This window comes from Mesorhizobium sp. Root554 (assembly GCF_001427025.1).
In the GTDB taxonomy this organism is placed as follows: domain Bacteria; phylum Pseudomonadota; class Alphaproteobacteria; order Rhizobiales; family Rhizobiaceae; genus Mesorhizobium.
This window is the reverse complement of record NZ_LMGA01000001.1, coordinates 3,462,771-3,481,034: the sequence shown is the minus strand read 5'-3', so window position 1 is coordinate 3,481,034 and position 18,264 is coordinate 3,462,771. Positions and strand designations below refer to the sequence as shown.

The window sequence follows — 18,264 nt, the reverse complement described above, 5'->3', positions numbered from 1 at the left end:
GCAGGATGTGATCGGAACTGACTGGCTTTAGGGAGAAACGTGTTTCGCTGCTGGGTTCAATGTGCATCATCGACGGCAGGTTCCTCCCTCGACTTCGAGCCCGAGGAACAAGGCTACAGCGGGAATCGGCGATGAAGACATATCACGGCAGTTGCCATTGCGGGAAAATTGGTTTCGAGGCCGACCTCGATCTTGGCGAAGGCATCAGGAAGTGCAATTGCAGCTTCTGCCTGAAGCTCGGCTACAAGAAGTCATTCACTGGCTATGAGGCGCTACGTGTGACCCAGGGCAGCGAGACGATGCGCGATTACCAGGCGACGCCGTCGAACTGGCCCGAAGGCGACATCAACCATTATATGTGCCCGCATTGCGGCGCCCATACGTTCTCGCGTGGCTTCCTGGACTTCATGGGCGGCAATTTCTGGGCGGTGAACGTTGCCTGCCTGGACGACGCCACAGAAGAAGAACTCGCCGCCGCGCCGGTCATCTACGAAGACGGCAAACGCGACAAGCAAATGGAAGCACCGGCGATCACAAATTATCTGTAGGGCAGCCCCAAGACAAAGCAGTCGATTGATACCTCCAGCCCGGCTCTGGCCGGGCGGGGAAAGCCTTAGTGATTGTCGCGCGGCATGCCGCTCGTCTGCGCCACATGCTGGTATTTCACCGCCGGCTTCAGCACCATTCCTTCCGAGAACTGGTCGACCATGCCGCGCTGGATTTCCTGCCACGGAGTCTGGTTTTTTGGAAACTTGTAACCGCCTTCGTTCTGCAGTTCGGCCCGCCTGCGGGTGATCTCGTCGTCGGTGACGAGAATGTCGGCCGTGCCCTTCTTGAGATCGATGCGGACGCGATCGCCCGTCCGCAGCAACGCCAGCCCACCACCAGCGGCAGCTTCGGGCGAGGCGTTGAGGATTGACGGCGTGCCCGATGTGCCGGACTGGCGGCCATCCCCGATGCAGGGCAGCGAATGGATACCGCGCTTGATCAGATAGTCCGGCGGCTGCATGTTCACCACCTCGCCGCCGCCGGGATAACCGATCGGCCCGGTGCCGCGCATGAACAGGACAGTATATTCGTCTATCTGCTCCGCCGGATTGTCGATGCGGGCGTGATAATCCTCAGGCCCATCGAACACCACCGCCCTGCCCTCGAAGGCTTCCGGGTCGCGCGGATTAGACAGATAGCGATCGCGGAACTCCTTCGAGATCACGCTGGTCTTCATGATGGCGCTGTCGAACAGATTGCCCTTCAAATTGATGAAACCGGCCTGCGCCTTGAGCGGATCGGCCACCGTGCGGATAACCTTGGCTTCCATGTTCTGTGCAGCGGCACAATTCTCGCCGAGCGTCCTGCCATTGACGGTTCGCGCATTTGGGTGCGGCAAGAGCTTGCCGTCCATCAGTTCGCGCACGACGGCCGGCACGCCGCCGGCATGGTGGAAATCCTCGCCGAGATACTCGCCGGCCGGCTGCAGATTGACCAGCAGCGGTATGTCATGGCCGATCTTGTGCCAATCGTCGTTGGTCAGCGGCACACCAAGATGACGGGCGATGGCGTTGAGGTGGATCGGCGCATTGGTCGAGCCGCCGATGGCGGAGTTGATGACGATAGCGTTCTCGAACGCCTCGCGCGTCATGATGTCGGAAGGCTTCAGGTCCTCGTGCACCATCTCGACGATACGTCGGCCCGTCTCGTACGAAATCTGGCCCCGCTCACGGTAGGGCGCGGGGATAGCGCCGGAGCCCGGCAACTGCATCCCCAGCGCCTCAGCCAGGCTGTTCATGGTGCTGGCCGTGCCCATCGTGTTGCAATAACCGACCGACGGGGCCGACGACGACACGATCTCCATGAATTCGTTGTAGTCGATCTCGCCCGCAGACATACGCTGGCGCGATTCCCAAACGATGGTGCCGGATCCGGTGCGCTTGCCCTGGTGCCAGCCATTGAGCATCGGGCCAACGGAGAGTGCTATGGCGGGAATGTTGACGGTGGCGGCCGCCATCAGCATGGCCGGCGTGGTCTTGTCGCAGCCGACGGTGAGAACGACGCCGTCGAGTGGATAGCCATAGAGGACTTCGACGAGAGAAAGATAGGCAAGGTTGCGGTCCAGCGCCGCCGTCGGCCGGCGGCCGGTCTCCTGGATCGGATGACACGGAAATTCGAACGCTATGCCGCCTGCAGCCTCGATGCCGGAGCGCACGCGCTTGGCCAGTTCCAGATGATGACGGTTGCAGGGCGACAGGTCGGAACCAGTCTGCGCGATGCCGATCATCGGCTTGCCGGCCTGCAATTCGCCGCGCGTCAGACCATAGTTCAGATAGCGTTCCAGATAGAGCGCCGTCATGCCCGGATTGTCTGGATTGTCCAGCCATTCCTGCGAGCGGAACTTCTTCTTGGTGGGGGCGCCTGCCATCTTGGACTCCGTATTTGTAAGACAAATGGATATGGCAACATCGTCCGCCCGGCAAGAGCGATGATTGCCGCATGGACGGACAGGTCGTGCCCTCGATGCGGTGGACTTTTGGGCGATGGACAGAGGCCTTCAGCCGCGCTAGGCGTGGGCTACCATTTCAGAAGGAGGCGTCAATGGCTCTGGTTATCGAAGGTGAGGAGCGCATCGCCGCGCCGATCGGCAAGGTCTGGGAAGCGTTGAACGACCCGGCCGTGCTGAAGGAGAGCATTCCCGGCTGCCAGTCGCTGGAAATGAAATCCGACACAGAGATGGCGGCAATCGTGGTGCTGAAGATCGGCCCGATCAAGGCAACCTTCAACGGCGAGGTGACGCTGAAGAACCTCAACCCGCCGAATTCCTACACCATCCAGGGCGAAGGCAAGGGCGGCATCGCCGGCTTCGCCAAGGGCGGCGCGGATGTGAACCTGACCGAGGACGGTCCCGATGCTACGATCCTGAAATATGCGGCCAAGGCTGATGTCGGCGGCAAGATCGCCCAGCTCGGCAGCCGGCTCATCATGTCCACTTCGAAGAAACTGGCAGGGCAGTTCTTCTCCACTTTCAATGAAAAGGTCAGCGGGTAGACTCGCGATCCTTACTCGAACACGATGTTCGGAACCGCACTTGCGGATACGGTCTTTTCTTCCTGCAGCCGGTTCCAGACATTGGTCGCGATCTCGCGGTAAGTTCGGGCTGCCGCGCCGTCCGGCCGGGACACAACCACAGGGGTTCCGGCATCGGAATTCTCCCTTATGTCCATTTCCAGCGGCACTTCACCGAGGAACGGCACGCCGAGCCGTTCGGCTTCCTTCCTGGCGCCACCATGGCCGAAGATATCGTAGCGTGTGCCGGTATCAGGGGCGATGAAATAGCTCATGTTCTCGACGATGCCGAGCAGCGGCACATCCACCTTCTTGAACATGTTCAGGCCCTTGCGGGCATCGATCAGGGCCAGATCCTGCGGGGTCGATACGATGACGGCGCCGGCCAGCGGGACCTGCTGCGCCATGGTGAGCTGGGCATCGCCGGTACCGGGGGGCATGTCGACCACCAGCACGTCGAGCGGACCCCATTCGACCTCGCGCAGCATCTGCGTCAATGCCGACATCACCATCGGCCCTCGCCAGATCATCGGCGTCTCCTCATCGACGAGGAAACCCATTGACATGACCTTGAGGCCGTAATTCTGCATCGGCTTCAGGACCTTGCCGTCCACCGTCTCGGGCCGCCCGCGAATGCCGAGCAGGCGCGGCATGGATGGGCCGTATATGTCGGCGTCGAGGACGCCGACCTTCAAGCCGTTGGCGGCGAGGCCGAGCGCGATGTTGACGGCGGTGGTGGATTTGCCGACGCCGCCCTTGCCGGAAGCGACCGCGATGATCGCCTCGATGCCGGGGACGCCACGACGGCCCGAGGTCTGGGAACTCGGTGCGTGCGGGGCCGGGCGCGCTGCCGCAGGAGGCGGAGATGGCCGGGCGGCGGGCGGCGGCGGGACGGGACGCTGCGGGACTGGCGCCTCCATGCCCGAACCCTTCTTTTCAGCCGTCAGCGCCACCACGGCGCCGGCAATACCGGGTATGGCCATGACCACGCGTTCGGCCGCGGCGCGCAGCGGTTCCATCTCCTTGGCCCGGTCGGCAGGCACGGTAATGGAGAAGAAGACCTTGGAGTCGGCGATGAATATTTCCGAAACGAGCCCGAGATCGACGATGTTGCCGGTAAAATCCGGACCGTTCACCGTCTTCAGTTTCTCGATGACGGCTTCCTTGCTGACGGGCATGATGGTTCCTCGGCGCTTTCGAGCGCTTTCCTGCGGCTGAGATAGGACAGAATCGTCGCGGCACCAAGCGCCAGACGGCAGCTTCAGCCGGCCAGCCGCGTCAAACCGTATGTGGCAGCCGCGATGGCCGCCGTCGCCGGCAGGGTGACGACCCAGGCGATGACGATGTTGCCGGCGATGCCCCAGCGCACCGCTGAGACGCGGCGCGCTGCGCCGACACCGATGATGGCGCCGGTGATGGTGTGCGTGGTGGAAACCGGAATGCCAAGCCATGTCGCGCCGAAAAGGGTGAGCGCACCACCGGTTTCGGCGCAGAAGCCCTGCATCGGGTTGAGTCGCGTGATCTTGGAACCCATGGTGTGGACGATGCGCCAGCCGCCGAACAAGGTGCCCAGCGCCAGCACCGACTGGCAGGTCAGCACCACCCATAGCGGCACGTAGAAGGTGTCGCCGAGCATGCCTTGGGAATAAAGCAGCACCGCGATGATGCCCATGGTCTTTTGCGCATCGTTGCCGCCATGGCCGAGCGAGTACATCGATGCCGAAAAGAACTGCAGCACGCGGAAGCTGCTGTCGACCGCGAACGGCGTCTGGCGCACGAACAGCCAGGAAACGACAAGAATAAGAAACAGCGCCAGCAGGAAGCCGACGGCCGGTGACAGCACAATGGCTGCGGTCGTCTTGGCAAGACCTGCCCAGACGATGGCGCCGGTGCCCGCCTTGGCGACGCCAGCGCCGACCAGCCCACCGATCAGTGCATGTGAACTGCTCGACGGAATGCCGAGCAGCCAGGTGACGATGTTCCAGACGATCGCTCCCACAAGCGCCGAAAAGATCACCGCCGGGGTCACGATGTTCGCGTCGATGATGCCTGTGCCTAGCGTTTCAGCAACATGCAGACCGAAGAACAGGAAAGCGATGAAATTGAAGAACGCCGCCCACAAGACGGCATATTGCGGCCTGAGCACGCGCGTCGAGACAATGGTCGCAATCGAATTGGCGGCGTCGTGCAGGCCGTTCAGGAAATCGAAAAACAGCGCCACGCCGACGAGGCCGACCAGCAATGGAAAGGCGATCGTGGCATCCATCGCGGCGGCCTAGACGTTCTCGATGACGATGCCGCTGATCTCGTTGGCGACGTCCTCGAACCGGTCGACCACCTTCTCCAGCTGGCCATAAATCTCGGAGCCGATCAGATAGGCCATCGGGTCGGTCTTGCCGTGCCGCTTGAACAGATCCTTGAGCCCCTTGTCGTGCAGATCATCCGCCCGGCCCTCGACGCGCATGACTTCCTCGGCGATCGCCGTCAGCCGCGGGGCATTCGCGCCGGGCTTCGAAAGAAGCGGAATTGCCTCGGCCACCAGCTTGGCGGCTTCGACGATGACGACGCCCATGTCGCACATCAGCGGATCGAACTCCCGCTTCTCGAAAAGCCGCACCGTCTTGACGGTCTTGTGCATCATGTCGATGGCGTCATCCATCGACTGGATCAGATCCTTGATGTCACCGCGGTCGAATGGGGTGATGAAGGAGCGGCGCACGGCAAGCAGGACTTCGGCGGTGATGAGATCGGCCTCGTTCTCCAGCTCGACGATGCGGTCGCACCAGCGGTCGACATCGTCGCCGGCCAGCAGATTCTGCATCGCCTCGGCGCCGCTGACGACGGTGCGCGAATGGCGCTCGAACAGATCGAAGAAGCGATCCTCGCGCGGCAGCAGTTTCCGAAACCAGCCCAGCATGTCCCTCTCCGCAGACTTTCGTTCTACGCACATAGCGCGGCAGATGGATGCGGGAAACACATAGCCGGCTGAAAACTGAGGATAGAAAGGGAATGCAGACGTTTTCCAAGAGGGACCGACTGCAAAAACGATGCACGATTTCGGCCCCCTCCATGGTATTTTGGGCCGGCAGACTTTCAGCAGACCGTAACCAGACCTCCAGCACATGGTAACGACGATGGCCCAATCCAGTTCATCGCAACGTCAGCTTTCAGCGCCAGATATCGACAACGCCCGCAAATATATGGCCGCCGCCAAGGAAAACCTGAGCCAGCTTTCAAAGCTGGTTTCCGGCATAACCGGAAACCAGGCAGCCGCCATTCGTTTCAAGATCGGCCCCAAGGACATCGCGAAGACCGACGTTTCGCTTTTCGTGGCCGACTGGCAGCATCCAGACGTGGTGATCTTCGAAGATGAGAACGGCAATTGCCTGGGCATGTATATCGACCCGCCCGGCATATGCACGGATGAATGCTGAGTCTGGGGTCAGACCTAGCGGCGCCGCAGCAAGGCAGTTAACTGTAAGGACAGTCAGGCTGATGTGGCCCGACTGAGCAAGGGCTATTGCGGGTCGTGCTGGACAAGCTGGAATTCTTCATTGCGCTGGCCCGGGAACGGCATTTCGGCCGCGCGGCCGAACAGCTCGGAATTACCCAGCCGACCCTTTCGGCCGGCATCAAGCAGCTCGAAGACCAGCTCGGCGTCATGCTGGTGATGCGCGGCTCCCGTTTCCAGGGCCTGACGCCGGAGGGCGTGCAGGTGCTGCAATGGGCAAAGCGCATCGTCGGCGATGCACGCGCCATGAAGGAAGAGATGCGGGCCGCCCGCCACGGCCTGTCGGGCCACATCCGCATCGCGGCGATCCCCACCGCGCTCGCCATGGTGGCGCGGCTGACGACGCCTTTCCGGGAAAAGCACCCCGGCGTCACCTTCTCCATCCTGTCGCGGACCTCCATCGAGGTGCTGACGCTGCTCGGCAATTTCGACATAGATGCCGGCATAACCTACCTCGACAACGAGCCGCTCGGCCGGGTGAGCCGGGTGCCGCTCTATAACGAGCGCTACCAGCTCATCACCGCCATGGGAAACCCCTATTCGGATCGCGACAGGGTGACATGGGCTGAGGTAAGCCGGCTGCCACTCTGCCTGCTGACGCCCGACATGCAGAACCGCCGCATCATCGACCAGCATCTGACCGAAGCCGGCGTCGAGGTCCGACCGACGCTGGAATCGAACTCGATGATCGTACTGTTTTCGCACATCAGGACCGGCAAATGGTCGTCGATCATGCCGCTCAACCTGGCCGAGACCTTCGGCTTTGCCGAACCGATCCGCGCCATTCCCATCGTCGACCCCAATGCCAGTCACGCTGTCGGTCTTGTTGCGGCCTCGCGCGAGCCGCATACGCCGCTGGTTTCGGCGCTTCTGGAAGAGGCGATGACGCTGGCTGGCGCTTTCAAGGTGAAAGATTGAGTTAGAAGGGCCCCTTGATAGAAAAAACCTATCGTTCAACGAAAAGGCTTTATTGATTTATGCGATTTTGTCTGTTTTCGTTCGAAACGATGGCGCTTTTATAAGGCACCGTCTATCGGCTGCTTCATCGGCCGCGGCATTGACTGGTTCCAGGGAGGGCGCTGCATGTCCATGCAGCCTGCAAGTACCGAGATCGAGGCGCGAACGGCGTCCATCGTCCAGAATCTGAAGGATCTGGAAGGGCCGTTGCTGCCGATCCTGCACGGCATTCAGGCAGAATTCGGCTATGTGCCGCAGGGATCGCTGCCGGTCATCGCCCATGCGCTCAACCTGTCGCGGGCCGAGGTCCATGGCGTCGTCACCTTCTATCACGACTTCCGCCGTGAGCCGGCCGGACGGCACATCCTAAAGCTTTGCCAGGCAGAGGCCTGCCAGTCGATGGGCTCGGACGCGGTCGCGGCGCGACTGAAGCAGTTGCTCGGCATCGGCTTTCACGAAACGACGAAGGACGGCTCAGTGACGCTGGAGCCTGTCTATTGCCTCGGCCTTTGCGCCTGTTCACCCTCCGCCATGCTGGATGGCGAGGTCATCGGTCGGCTCGACAACGAAAAGATCGACGCGATCGTTGCCGAGGTGCGCGCATGACCCCGCGCATCTTCATACCGGACGATTCCGGCGCGCTGGCGCTCGGTGCGGAGAAGGTTGCCACGGCAATCAGGCAGGAACTGGCCCGGCGTGGCATCGACGCCAGGATCGTGCGCAACGGATCGCGTGGGGCGTATTCGCTTGAACCGATGGTGGAGGTCGCGACGGCGAACGGCCGCGTCGCCTACGGGCCGGTCAAGCCTTCGGATGTCAAAGGCCTTTTTGACGCCGGCTTCCTAACTGGCGCGCATCATAAAAGGTGGCTGGGTTCGCCAGACAAGATTCCGTTCCTCGCCGGCCAGACCCGGCTGACCTTCGCGCGCTGCGGCGTGATCGATCCGCTGTCGCTCGACTCCTACGAGCGTCATGGCGGTCTCAAGGGGTTGCGCAAGGCGGTGGCGATGCCGCCTGCCGACATCGTTGCTCAGGTGACCGAGTCCGGCCTGCGCGGGCGCGGCGGCGCCGGGTTCCCCACCGGGGTGAAATGGAAGACGGTGCTCGATACGGCGGCGGCGCAGAAATATATCGTCTGCAATGCCGACGAGGGGGACAGCGCCACCTTCGCCGACCGAATGATCATGGAAGGCGATCCATTCGTGTTGCTCGAAGGCATGGCGATCGCCGGCATCGCCACCGGCGCGACCAAGGGTTATGTCTACATCCGCTCCGAATATCCGCATGCCGTCGACAAGATGCGCCGCGCGGTGGACGTCGCGCGCAAGGCCGGCATCCTCGGTCCGGCGGTGCTCGGCTCTTCCCACGCCTTCGACATGGAAATCCGCGTCGGTGCCGGCGCCTATGTCTGCGGCGAGGAAACGTCGTTGTTGAACAGCCTCGAAGGCAAGCGCGGCGTGGTGCGGGCCAAGCCGCCGCTGCCGGCAATCCAGGGATTTCTCGGCAAGCCGACGGTCATCAACAACGTCATCAGCCTGGCCTCGGTGCCGATCATCATGGACAGGGGCGCGGAGTATTACAAGGATTTCGGCATGGGCCGTTCGCGCGGCACCATCCCGATTCAGATCGCCGGCAACGTCAAGAACAGCGGCCTTTATGAGGTCGCATTCGGCCTGACGCTGGGCGAAATCGTCGACGGGATCGGTGGCGGCACGGCGAGCGGCCGGCCGGTGAAGGCGGTGCAGGTCGGCGGGCCGCTGGGCGCGTACTTCCCGCGCGAACTGTTCGACACGCCATTCGACTACGAGGAGTTCGCCAAGCGCGACGGCCTGATCGGCCATGCCGGCATCACCGTTTTCGACGACACCGCCGACATGCTGAAGATGGCGCGTTTCGCCATGGAATTCTGCGCCGTCGAAAGCTGCGGCAAGTGCACACCGTGCCGCATCGGCTCGCAGCGCGGGGTGGAAGTTCTGGACAAGGTCGCCAGCGGCATCGAGCCGGAGAAAAACCTCGCGCTTGTCACCGACCTCTGCAACACGATGAAATTCGGCTCACTGTGCGCGCTCGGTGGCTTCACGCCCTACCCGGTGATGAGCGCGATCAACCATTTCGGCGATGATTTCAAACCAGCGCCGGTTCAGCAGGCGGCGGAATAGGAGCGGCAGATGAACGTGATGCCCGACATCAAATCGCTGGTCGAGGAAATCGACTTTGGCACGCCAGCCTCCAGCGCCGAGAAGCAGGTGACGCTGACCGTCGATGGCAGGTCAATCACCGTGCCGGAAGGCACTTCGATCATGCGCGCCTCGATGGAAGCCGGCGTCGAAATTCCGAAACTGTGCGCCACCGACATGCTGGATTCGTTCGGCTCGTGCCGCATCTGCCTGGTCGAGATCGACGGCCGTAACGGCACGCCAGCCTCCTGCACCACGCCGGTGGGCGAGGGCATGGTCGTGCGCACGCAATCCGATCGGCTGGATGCCATCCGCCGCGGCGTGATGGAGCTTTACGTCTCCGACCATCCGATGGGCTGGAACGAACAGGCCGGCACCGGCGCCAGCGAGTTCGATGCGGTGGCGGCATCGGTCGGCCTGGCCGAAAACCGCTACGGCGTCGAGGGCCGCAACCATGTCGAGCCCACCGGAGGCGGCGTAGCGCCGGGGCACGGTTCTCTTGCCATCGACTACATCGCGCGCGACGAATCCAATCCCTATTTCACTTACGATCCGGCGCAGTGCATCGTCTGTTCGCGCTGCGTACGCGCCTGCGAGGAAGTGCAAGGCACCTTCGCGCTGACCATCGAGGGCCGCGGCTTCGAAAGCCGCATGGTCGCCTCGATGAACGAAGCTTTCGTCGAATCCGAATGCGTGTCCTGCGGCGCCTGCGTTCAGGCGTGCCCGACTGACGCGCTGCGCGAGAAATCGGTGCTCGAAAAAGGGATGCCGGAACGTTCCGTCGTCACCACCTGCGCCTATTGCGGCGTCGGCTGCTCGTTCAAGGCCGAAGTTAAGGCGAACGAGGCCGGGCAGGACGAGGTCATCCGCATGATGCCCTACAAGGAGGGCAAGGCCAATCACGGCCATTCCTGCGTCAAGGGCCGTTTCGCCTATGGCTATTCGACCCACAAGGACCGCATCCTCAACCCGATGCTGCGCGAGAAGATCACCGACCCCTGGCGCGAGGTATCATGGGACGAGGCGATCGCCCATACGGCCAAGGAATTCCGCCGCATCCAGCATCAGTACGGCCGCACCTCGATCGGCGGCATCACCTCGTCGCGCTGCACCAACGAGGAGACCTACCTCGTGCAGAAAATGGTGCGGCAGGGTTTCCGCAACAACAATGTCGATACCTGCGCCCGCGTCTGCCATTCGCCGACCGGCTACGGGCTCGGCCAGACCTACGGCACCTCGGCGGGCACACAGGATTTCGATTCCGTCGACGAGAGCGACGTCATCATGATCATCGGCGCCAACCCGACGGACGCGCATCCTGTGTTCGCTTCGCGGATGAAGCGGCGCCTGCGGCAGGGCGCCAGGCTGATCGTGCTCGATCCGCGACGCACCGACATCGTGCGCTCCGCGCATGTCGAGGCGCAGTATCATCTGCCGCTGAAGCCTGGCACCAACGTGGCGATGCTGTCGGCGCTGGCGCATGTCATCGTCACCGAAGGCCTGTTCGACGAGGCCTTCATCCGCGAGCGCTGCGACTGGGCCGAATTCCAGGACTGGGCCTCGTTCGTGGCACTGCCTGAGAATAGTCCCGAGATTGTCGGCGAACTGGCCGGCGTCGATCCCGAGGCCATCCGCGGCGCGGCGCGGCTCTTCGCCACCGGCGGCAACGGCGCGATCTATTATGGGCTCGGCGTCACCGAGCACAGCCAGGGGTCGACGACGGTGATGGCAATCGCCAATCTTGCGATGGCCACCGGCAATATCGGCCGGCGCGGCGTCGGCGTGAACCCGCTGCGCGGCCAGAACAACGTGCAAGGCTCATGCGACATGGGATCGTTCCCGCACGAATTGCCGGGTTACCGCCACATCTCCGGCGAAGCCGTTCGCGATATCTACGAAAGCCTGTGGGGCGTGAAGCTGGACGACGAACCCGGATTGCGCATCCCCAACATGCTGGACGCCGCCGTCGACGGTTCGTTCAAGGGCATCTACATCCAGGGCGAGGACATTCTTCAATCCGATCCCGACACCAGGCATGTCGCCGCCGGCCTCGCCGCGATGGAATGCGTGGTGGTGCACGATCTGTTCCTCAACGAGACGGCCAACTACGCGCATGTTTTCCTGCCCGGCTCGACCTTCCTGGAGAAGGACGGCACCTTCACCAATGCCGAGCGGCGCATCAACATGGTGCGCAAGGTGCTGGAGCCGAAAAGCACCTATGCCGACTGGGAAGCGACGCAGAAGCTCGCCCAGGCCATCGGACTGGACTGGAACTACACCCATCCCTCCCAGATCATGGACGAGATCGCGCAGACGACGCCGAGCTTCGCCGGCGTATCGTTCGAATTCCTCGACAAGGTCGGGTCGGTTCAGTGGCCCTGCAACGAGAAGGCGCCGATGGGTACGCCGATCATGCATGTCGACGGCTTCGTGCGCGGCAAAGGCAAGTTCATCCGCACCGAATATGTCGCGACGGACGAGCGCACCGGCCCGCGCTTTCCGCTGCTGCTCACGACCGGGCGCATCCTGTCGCAGTACAATGTCGGCGCGCAGACGCGCCGCACCGGCAATGTTGTCTGGCATGACGAGGACCGGCTGGAGATCCATCCGCACGATGCCGAGAACCGCGGCCTGCGCGACGGCGACTGGGTACGCATCCAGAGCCGCGCCGGCGAGACGACACTCAGGGCGCTGATCACCGACAGGGTGTCGCCCGGTGTCGTCTATACGACCTTCCATCACCCTGACACGCAGGCGAACGTCGTCACCACGGATTTCTCCGACTGGGCGACGAACTGCCCTGAATACAAGGTGACCGCGGTGCAGGTGGCGCCGTCCAACGGCCCGAGCGACTGGCAGGAAGAGTATGACGAGTTTGCCCGCCGCAGCCGCCGCATCAAGGGTCATCTCGAGGCGGCGGAGTGACAGGCGCGCAGCGTTCCCCCCTCCCCCCGGTGGGGAGGGTCGCGCCGAAGGCCGTGGGTAGGGATGCACTGTCACCCGAGCGTCGTACCTGTGCGATCTTCTGCCCCTCCACTCCGTCTCACTGCCTTCGCTTTGCACGCCAACTTGCCGGGGCGAGCCACGGGTACCGCCGGTCTTTCGGCCCCCCACAAGGGGGCGGGTAAAATGCGCCCGCCCCTCACTTCCACCACCCGCCTTGCACACCGCGCGGATGGTACGAGGCAGGCCGACCGCATGGTCCCGGAAGAAACACCTGTGGCGTTGTCCTATGCCGGCACAACCCATGCGGTGATGATGGCTTCCCCCGCCGACCTGGAAGACTTCGCGCTCGGCTTCTCGCTGACCGAAGGCATCATCGCGTTGCCGGAGGAGATCGAAGCCATAGAGATCGAGGACCTTGCCGGTGAAAGTGGCGGCGCCGGCATCGACATCCAGATCCGCCTGAAGGACAAGGCCAACACCCGCTTCGAGGTGCGCCGCCGCAGGCTGGCCGGACCCGTCGGCTGTGGCCTGTGCGGCATCGAATCCATCGAGGAGGCGATGCGTTCGGTCAGAGCCGTCGGCGCGGCGGGACTTCGGCTTTCCGCCGACGATATCGTTTCCTCGGTCAAGCTTCTGTCCCGGCAGCAGCCTTTTCATGCAAAGACGGGTGCTGTTCACGCAGCCGGTTTCTACATTCCCGGCAAAGGCTCGAAGGGCGAGATCGTGCTGGCGCGAGAAGACGTCGGCCGTCACAACGCACTCGACAAGCTGGCGGGCGCGCTCGCCAAAGCGGGAATTGACGGTGCGTCGGGCGCGGTCGTCGTCACATCGCGCGTGTCTGTCGAGATGGTGCAGAAGACGGCAGCGATCGGGTCACCCGCGATCATCGCGGTATCGGCGCCGACGGCGCTGGCGATCCGCAACGCCGAGGTCGCCGGCATGACGCTCGCGGCCCTGGTGCGCGGCGACGATTTCGATCTTTTCACCCACCCGGAGCGGGTGACCATCGGAGTTCCAGACCATGTCGCATGACGAGCATCACACCGCCAGCACCGCCGAAAAGCTGGTTCGCATGGCCAACCAGATCGCGACCTTCTTCCGTTCGAAACCGCGCGAGGAAGGCGTGGCCGGTGTCGCTGAGCATATAAACAAATTCTGGGAGCCGAGAATGCGGCGCCAGTTTTTCGAGCTGCTCGATGAAGGCGGTAAAGGCTTCGACGAACTGGTGCTTGCTGCGGCGCCGATGGTGCGACCATCGACGGCGCCGGAAGGCGTGGGCATCGGCGCAGGCGCCGATGTGGAACGCGGCGCGCCCGGTGGCAAGGGAAGCGCGGCCGGCGAATCCAAGGCCGAGATCGCCGCCTCACAAAAATAGCACACAGCAATTTGTGGCACCGGCTCGCAGATTCTGATCCTCTTAGCTGGCAATCGCTTCCGCCGATGACGGCGCTCTGCTATCAGCCTCCGCACTCGAAGCGGAGAGCACGATGAGCCAGGACCTTGAAGCGCGGTTGAAATTCGCGGTCGATATCGCGAAGCAGGCCGGCGAACTCGGCATGAAATATTTCCGCGAGGTCGACAAGCTCACGGTCGAGAGCAAGGGACACCAGGACCTCGTCTCCAACGCCGACCGGGAGTTGGAACTGTTCATTCGCGCGGCGATCAATGAAGCTTATCCCGGCGATGGCATCGTCGGCGAGGAACACGCGCCAGTCGCCAGCTCGACCGGCTATGACTGGGTCCTCGACCCGATAGACGGCACCGCCAATTTCGTCCGCGGCATTCCGGCCTGGACGGTGGTGATCGCCTGCACCAAGGATGGCCGGACCGTGGTTGGCGCGGTACATGAGCCTTCTTCGGGCGAAACCTTCTATGGACGCAAGGGCGGCGGCGCATTCGTCAATGGCAAGACTATGCGCGCCAGCCCGGCCACCCGCATGACGGAAGGTTCGATCGGTATCGGCTTTTCCAATCGAGTTGAGGCAGCGAAGGTGCTGCCGCTGATGCGCGACATCATGGCGGAAGGCGGTGTGTTCTTTCGCAACGCCTCCGGGGCGCTGATGCTGGCCTATGTCGCCGCCGGCCGCCTGCTCGGCTATGCGGAAGAACACATGAATGCCTGGGACTGCCTCGCCGCTCTGCTGCTGGTGGAAGAGGCAGGCGGGACCATCGTCGAGCCAGACCCCGCCACCGTCCTTCAGGACGGAACGCTGGTGATCTGCGCCGGCAAGGGCATCTTCCCGAAACTTCGGCAGTTCAGCCTGGATGCGTTCAAGCTTTGATCAGAACCGGGCCGCCTTTGGGAAACCCGACGCCCACTGCCTGCCCGACTTCAAAGGATGCATCGACATCCGGCGATAGCACGAAGACGTTGCCGATATCGGCTTCGACCAGTAGTTCCAAATGGCTGCCTACATAGGTCACCTTGGCAAGCTTGCCGGCAATTGTGTTGGCCGCTCCGCCGGTTTTGATTTCCACACGACTTGGCCGGATCGCCAGCTTGGCTGGACCGGGCGTAAAATCGCGCGCAGCCATCTTGAGCTCGACGGAGCCCAGCTTCACGGTGGCCTGACCCTTGTTCACCGCAACGATCTCGCAGTCGAAGATATTGGCCTCTCCAATGAAGTCCGCCACGAAGGCATTGCTCGGCGCGTCGTAAAGTTCACGCGGCGTGCCGTCCTGCGCGATCACGGCGCGGTTCATGACGATGATGCGGTCGGAAACGGCGAGCGCCTCCTCCTGGTCGTGAGTGACGTAGACCACCGTCAGGCCGAGCTTGGTCTGGATCTCACGTATCTCCTCGCGCACATGCCGCCGCAGCTTGGCATCGAGGTTGGACAGCGGCTCGTCGAAGAGAAGCACCTGCGGTTCGAGAACCAGCGCGCGTGCAACGGCGACACGCTGCTGCTGGCCCCCGGAAAGCTCACTCGGCAGCCGGGATTCGAAACCCGTGAGACCGACCAGCTCCAGCCCGGCATGGGCGCGCGACGTGGTTTCCTTCTTATCATAGCCGGAGAATCCCAGGCCATAGGATACGTTCTGCAGCACCGTCATATGCGGAAACAGCGCATAGGACTGGAACACCATGGAGACGTCGCGGTCGGTCGCCGGCAAGCGCGTGACATCCTTCCCACCGATCAGGATGCGCCCGCTGCTCGGCATCTCCAGCCCGGCGATCATGCGCAGGGTGGTGGTCTTGCCGCAGCCGGAAGGACCGAGCAGCGTCACCAGCTTGCCTGCCTCGATAGTCAGCGAGATATCGTTGACGGCAGGCGTGGTTCCGCCGGGATAGGTCTTGGTGACGTCCTCGAACACCACCGAAGCCGCGTTGCTACGGATTTCCACCATCATCCCGCTCCCGCTATCGTCTGCTGGCCGCCAGTCGGAATGCCGACATTGGTGCGCACGCTCCAGCCGCCCTTGCTCTGCACGCCCCTGCGGCCGATGTTGCGGCGGCCGACCAACAGCTGCATCAGGCCGATCACCACAAGCATCACAAAGATCAGCACCGTCGAATAGGCGATGGCGATGCCGTACTCATTGTTCTCGACGCGGCCGACGATGTAGCTCGTCGACAGGTCGTAACGCGCGCTGACCAGGAAGATCACGGCGCTGATGGCGGTCATGGCGCGAACGAAGGAATAGACCAGCGCCGCCAGCATGGCCGGCCGCAGAAGCGGCAGGATGATGCGGCGGAACGTCTGGAAGGAATTGGCCCCCAGCGTGAGCGAGGATTCGTCCAGGCTGCGGTCGAGCTGCGACATGGAGGCGACGCCAGCCCGCACGCCGACCGGCATGTTGCGGAAGATGAAGGACAGCACAAGGATGATGCCGGTGCCGGTCAGTTCGATCGGCGGCACGTTGAAGGCGATGATGTAGCTGACGCCGATGACGGTGCCAGGAATGGCAAAGGACAGCATGGTTGCGAATTCGAAGGCGTTCTTGCCGCGGAAATTCTGCCGCACCAAGAGATAAGCGGTCAAAAGGCCGATGCCCGCCGTCAGCGGCGCCGAGATCAGGGCGATCTCCATCGTCGTCCAGAATGATTGCCAGGCGGAACCCGACCAGTGCAGGCCAAAGCCGGTCCAGCCGATGGAAAACGCCTTGATGTAATGCTGGAAGGTCAGGGTCTGATCGACGCCCCACAGCTTGACGAAGCTGCCATAGAAGATGGTCGCATAGACAACGACGGTGAAGAAGGTCCAGACGCCGGCGATAGCGTACAACACCCACGTCAGGGCCGAAGGCAGGTGCGGATGCACGCCGGAATCGCCCTTGCCGGAAACGGTGGTGTAGGAGCGCTTGCCCAGCCAGAACCGTTGCGCATAAAAGGCGCCCAGCGTGAAGACGAGCAGGACAAGAGCAAGGATCGCGGCCAGCCCCGCATCGTTCTGCGCGCCGACGATGGCGAAGAAGATTTCCGTCGACAGCACGTCGTAATTGCCGCTCAACACCAGCGGATTGCCGAAATCGGCCAGGCTCTCGATAAAACCGAGCAGGAAGGCGTTGGCCAGGCCCGGGCGCATCAACGGCAGCGACACGGTCCAGAAGGTCTGCCAGCGGCTGGCCCGCAGCGTCTGCGACGCCTCTTCCATGGAGGGGCTGACGCCCTCGACGACGCCGATCAGCACAAGGAAAGCGATGGGCGTGAAAGCCAGCAACTGGGCGATCAGCAAGCCCGGAAGCCCGTAGACCCAGCGCGTCGGCTGGATGCCGAGCATGCCGGAGATGCCTTGCGTCACCGCACCCGACAGGCCGAACAGAAGGATGATCGCCAGACCGATGACGAAGGCCGGCGTGATGATCGGCAGCACCGTCAAGGCGCGGAGCAGCTTGCCGTATTTGAACCCGGTTCGCGTCACCACCAAAGCGAAGACGAGGCCGAGGAAGGTTGTCGCCAGCCCGACCAGGACTGCGAGCAACAGCGAATTCCAGGCCACGCCGCAGCGCGTGCCGCCGAAAACGCAGTCCAGCCCCCAGATGCGCTCGCTGAACAACTTTCCGAGGAAAACCAGCGGCGAATAGCCGGTGTCGGTTTCCATCGCATTGGCGAACATCTGCAGGATCGGCATGAAAATGAAGATCGCGACCATGGTCACGACAAACCCGATGGAACTGACGACGAAGACATCGCCGCCTATCGCGCCGCGGGCGGCGACGCCGAGGGTAAACAGGAACAGGAAAGCGCCGGCCACCAGAAGCGCGCCGTAACCCATACCGAACTGGCGGTCGCCAAGTTCACCGAAAAGCCCGTTGAGCCAGTCGAACTGCCAGCCGCGCAGGCCGATGGAGAAGCCTTGCACCAGCAGCCAGCCGAAGCCGGCGGCCCCGACCAGGATCAGCAGCCTGCCGAAGAGTGGGTCCGACTTCGCCCGCCCCCACAGGAGAAAAGGCGCCAAGAGCAGGAAGCCCAAAGGCGCCAGCCAGAGCTTCTGCCCCTGCAGGTTCAGGAAGAGCGCCGGCGCGACCTCGCTGTCGAGCGGATAGCCGTCGAACAGCCACGACAGGCCGAAGAAGCCATCGACCCCGTACCATGGCAGGAGGGCAAAACCGACCCAGCCAACCGCCATCCAGAGGATGACGGTCGGGTGGAGCGGCCAGCGGTTCTCGCGGAAA

16 protein-coding genes are annotated in these 18,264 nt (G+C 62.9%); 10 read left to right on the top strand and 6 right to left on the bottom strand.

The window, feature by feature from the left end:
* Positions 1-131 precede the first annotated feature (131 nt).
* Positions 132-548: a GFA family protein gene (locus ASD44_RS16825; protein ID WP_056114556.1), complete on the top strand. Its 417-nt coding sequence runs from the start codon at positions 132-134 to the stop codon at positions 546-548.
* 65 nt (positions 549-613) lie between these two features.
* Here the strand turns inward: ASD44_RS16825 and ASD44_RS16820 are convergent, their stop codons facing one another.
* Positions 614-2,416 carry an IlvD/Edd family dehydratase gene (locus ASD44_RS16820; RefSeq protein ID WP_056114553.1) on the bottom strand — a complete coding sequence of 601 codons (1,803 nt, stop codon included), beginning with the start codon at positions 2,414-2,416 and terminating at the stop codon, positions 614-616.
* Positions 2,417-2,589: 173 nt separating this feature from the next.
* Here ASD44_RS16820 and ASD44_RS16815 point away from each other — a divergent pair, with 173 nt between their 5' ends.
* Positions 2,590-3,039: a carbon monoxide dehydrogenase subunit G gene (locus tag ASD44_RS16815; RefSeq protein WP_056114550.1), complete on the top strand. Its 450-nt coding sequence runs from the start codon at positions 2,590-2,592 to the stop codon at positions 3,037-3,039.
* An 11-nt stretch (positions 3,040-3,050) separates the two neighbouring features.
* On the opposite strand, the gene ASD44_RS16810 is transcribed toward ASD44_RS16815, so the two are convergent.
* From ASD44_RS16810 to ASD44_RS16800, 3 genes are all read right to left on the bottom strand, one after another.
* Positions 3,051-4,238 carry an Mrp/NBP35 family ATP-binding protein gene (locus tag ASD44_RS16810; RefSeq protein ID WP_200946480.1) on the bottom strand — a complete coding sequence of 396 codons (1,188 nt, stop codon included), beginning with the start codon at positions 4,236-4,238 and terminating at the stop codon, positions 3,051-3,053.
* Between the two features lie 80 nt (positions 4,239-4,318).
* Positions 4,319-5,323, bottom strand: a complete 1,005-nt coding sequence (locus ASD44_RS16805) for an inorganic phosphate transporter (protein ID WP_056114546.1) — start codon at positions 5,321-5,323, stop codon at positions 4,319-4,321.
* Between the two features lie 9 nt (positions 5,324-5,332).
* A complete protein-coding gene (locus tag ASD44_RS16800; protein ID WP_056114543.1) occupies positions 5,333-5,974 on the bottom strand; it encodes a DUF47 domain-containing protein in 642 nt (213 codons plus the stop codon).
* Between the two features lie 217 nt (positions 5,975-6,191).
* Between ASD44_RS16800 and ASD44_RS16795 the strand changes: the two genes are divergently transcribed.
* The 8 genes from ASD44_RS16795 to ASD44_RS16760 all read left to right on the top strand — a co-directional run bounded on the left by ASD44_RS16795 (position 6,192) and on the right by ASD44_RS16760 (position 14,930).
* The gene (locus ASD44_RS16795; RefSeq protein ID WP_156459874.1) at positions 6,192-6,491 is read left to right on the top strand and encodes a hypothetical protein; all 300 of its coding nucleotides are present in this window, start codon (positions 6,192-6,194) and stop codon (positions 6,489-6,491) included.
* Between the two features lie 95 nt (positions 6,492-6,586).
* Positions 6,587-7,486: a LysR family transcriptional regulator gene (locus ASD44_RS16790; RefSeq protein ID WP_056116419.1), complete on the top strand. Its 900-nt coding sequence runs from the start codon at positions 6,587-6,589 to the stop codon at positions 7,484-7,486.
* A gap of 165 nt (positions 7,487-7,651) precedes the next feature.
* Positions 7,652-8,131 (top strand): formate dehydrogenase subunit gamma, encoded by a 480-nt coding sequence (locus tag ASD44_RS16785; protein WP_056114538.1) that lies wholly within the window; start codon positions 7,652-7,654, stop codon positions 8,129-8,131.
* Positions 8,128-9,684, top strand: coding sequence for an NADH-quinone oxidoreductase subunit NuoF (locus tag ASD44_RS16780; RefSeq protein ID WP_056114534.1), 1,557 nt, complete (start codon positions 8,128-8,130; stop codon positions 9,682-9,684). The genes ASD44_RS16785 and ASD44_RS16780 overlap by 4 nt, the downstream gene beginning before the upstream one ends.
* 9 nt (positions 9,685-9,693) lie before the next feature.
* Entirely contained in the window at positions 9,694-12,627 is a 2,934-nt protein-coding gene (gene fdhF / locus ASD44_RS16775) for a formate dehydrogenase subunit alpha (RefSeq protein WP_056114533.1), read from the top strand.
* A gap of 204 nt (positions 12,628-12,831) precedes the next feature.
* The gene (gene fdhD, locus ASD44_RS16770) at positions 12,832-13,680 is read left to right on the top strand and encodes a formate dehydrogenase accessory sulfurtransferase FdhD (protein WP_056114531.1); all 849 of its coding nucleotides are present in this window, start codon (positions 12,832-12,834) and stop codon (positions 13,678-13,680) included.
* Positions 13,670-14,023: a formate dehydrogenase subunit delta gene (locus ASD44_RS16765; RefSeq protein WP_056114528.1), complete on the top strand. Its 354-nt coding sequence runs from the start codon at positions 13,670-13,672 to the stop codon at positions 14,021-14,023. The genes fdhD and ASD44_RS16765 overlap by 11 nt, the downstream gene beginning before the upstream one ends.
* A gap of 112 nt (positions 14,024-14,135) precedes the next feature.
* A complete protein-coding gene (locus ASD44_RS16760) occupies positions 14,136-14,930 on the top strand; it encodes an inositol monophosphatase family protein (protein WP_056114525.1) in 795 nt (264 codons plus the stop codon).
* On the opposite strand, the gene ASD44_RS16755 is transcribed toward ASD44_RS16760, so the two are convergent.
* The gene (locus ASD44_RS16755; RefSeq protein WP_200946429.1) at positions 14,920-15,996 is read right to left on the bottom strand and encodes an ABC transporter ATP-binding protein; all 1,077 of its coding nucleotides are present in this window, start codon (positions 15,994-15,996) and stop codon (positions 14,920-14,922) included. The genes ASD44_RS16760 and ASD44_RS16755 overlap by 11 nt on opposite strands.
* Complete coding sequence (locus ASD44_RS16750; RefSeq protein WP_056116413.1) at positions 15,996-18,218, bottom strand: iron ABC transporter permease; 2,223 nt, start codon at positions 18,216-18,218, stop codon at positions 15,996-15,998. Before ASD44_RS16750 ends, ASD44_RS16755 begins: the two co-directional genes overlap by 1 nt.
* Positions 18,219-18,264 lie beyond the last annotated feature (46 nt).

Bases quoted from the DNA above. Each gene is read 5' to 3' on its own strand.
- ASD44_RS16825 (WP_056114556.1), top strand. From the start codon at position 132: ATGAAGACATATCACGGCAGTTGCCATTGCGGGAAAATTGGTTTCGAG.
- ASD44_RS16820 (WP_056114553.1), bottom strand. From the start codon at position 2,416: ATGGCAGGCGCCCCCACCAAGAAGAAGTTCCGCTCGCAGGAATGGCTG.
- ASD44_RS16815 (WP_056114550.1), top strand. From the start codon at position 2,590: ATGGCTCTGGTTATCGAAGGTGAGGAGCGCATCGCCGCGCCGATCGGC.
- ASD44_RS16805 (WP_056114546.1), bottom strand. From the start codon at position 5,323: ATGGATGCCACGATCGCCTTTCCATTGCTGGTCGGCCTCGTCGGCGTG.
- ASD44_RS16800 (WP_056114543.1), bottom strand. From the start codon at position 5,974: ATGCTGGGCTGGTTTCGGAAACTGCTGCCGCGCGAGGATCGCTTCTTC.
- ASD44_RS16795 (WP_156459874.1), top strand. From the start codon at position 6,192: ATGGCCCAATCCAGTTCATCGCAACGTCAGCTTTCAGCGCCAGATATC.
- ASD44_RS16785 (WP_056114538.1), top strand. From the start codon at position 7,652: ATGTCCATGCAGCCTGCAAGTACCGAGATCGAGGCGCGAACGGCGTCC.
- ASD44_RS16780 (WP_056114534.1), top strand. From the start codon at position 8,128: ATGACCCCGCGCATCTTCATACCGGACGATTCCGGCGCGCTGGCGCTC.
- fdhF (WP_056114533.1), top strand. From the start codon at position 9,694: ATGAACGTGATGCCCGACATCAAATCGCTGGTCGAGGAAATCGACTTT.
- fdhD (WP_056114531.1), top strand. From the start codon at position 12,832: ATGCGCCCGCCCCTCACTTCCACCACCCGCCTTGCACACCGCGCGGAT.
- ASD44_RS16765 (WP_056114528.1), top strand. From the start codon at position 13,670: ATGTCGCATGACGAGCATCACACCGCCAGCACCGCCGAAAAGCTGGTT.
- ASD44_RS16760 (WP_056114525.1), top strand. From the start codon at position 14,136: ATGAGCCAGGACCTTGAAGCGCGGTTGAAATTCGCGGTCGATATCGCG.
- ASD44_RS16755 (WP_200946429.1), bottom strand. From the start codon at position 15,996: ATGGTGGAAATCCGTAGCAACGCGGCTTCGGTGGTGTTCGAGGACGTC.
- ASD44_RS16750 (WP_056116413.1), bottom strand. From the start codon at position 18,218: ATGGCGGTTGGCTGGGTCGGTTTTGCCCTCCTGCCATGGTACGGGGTC.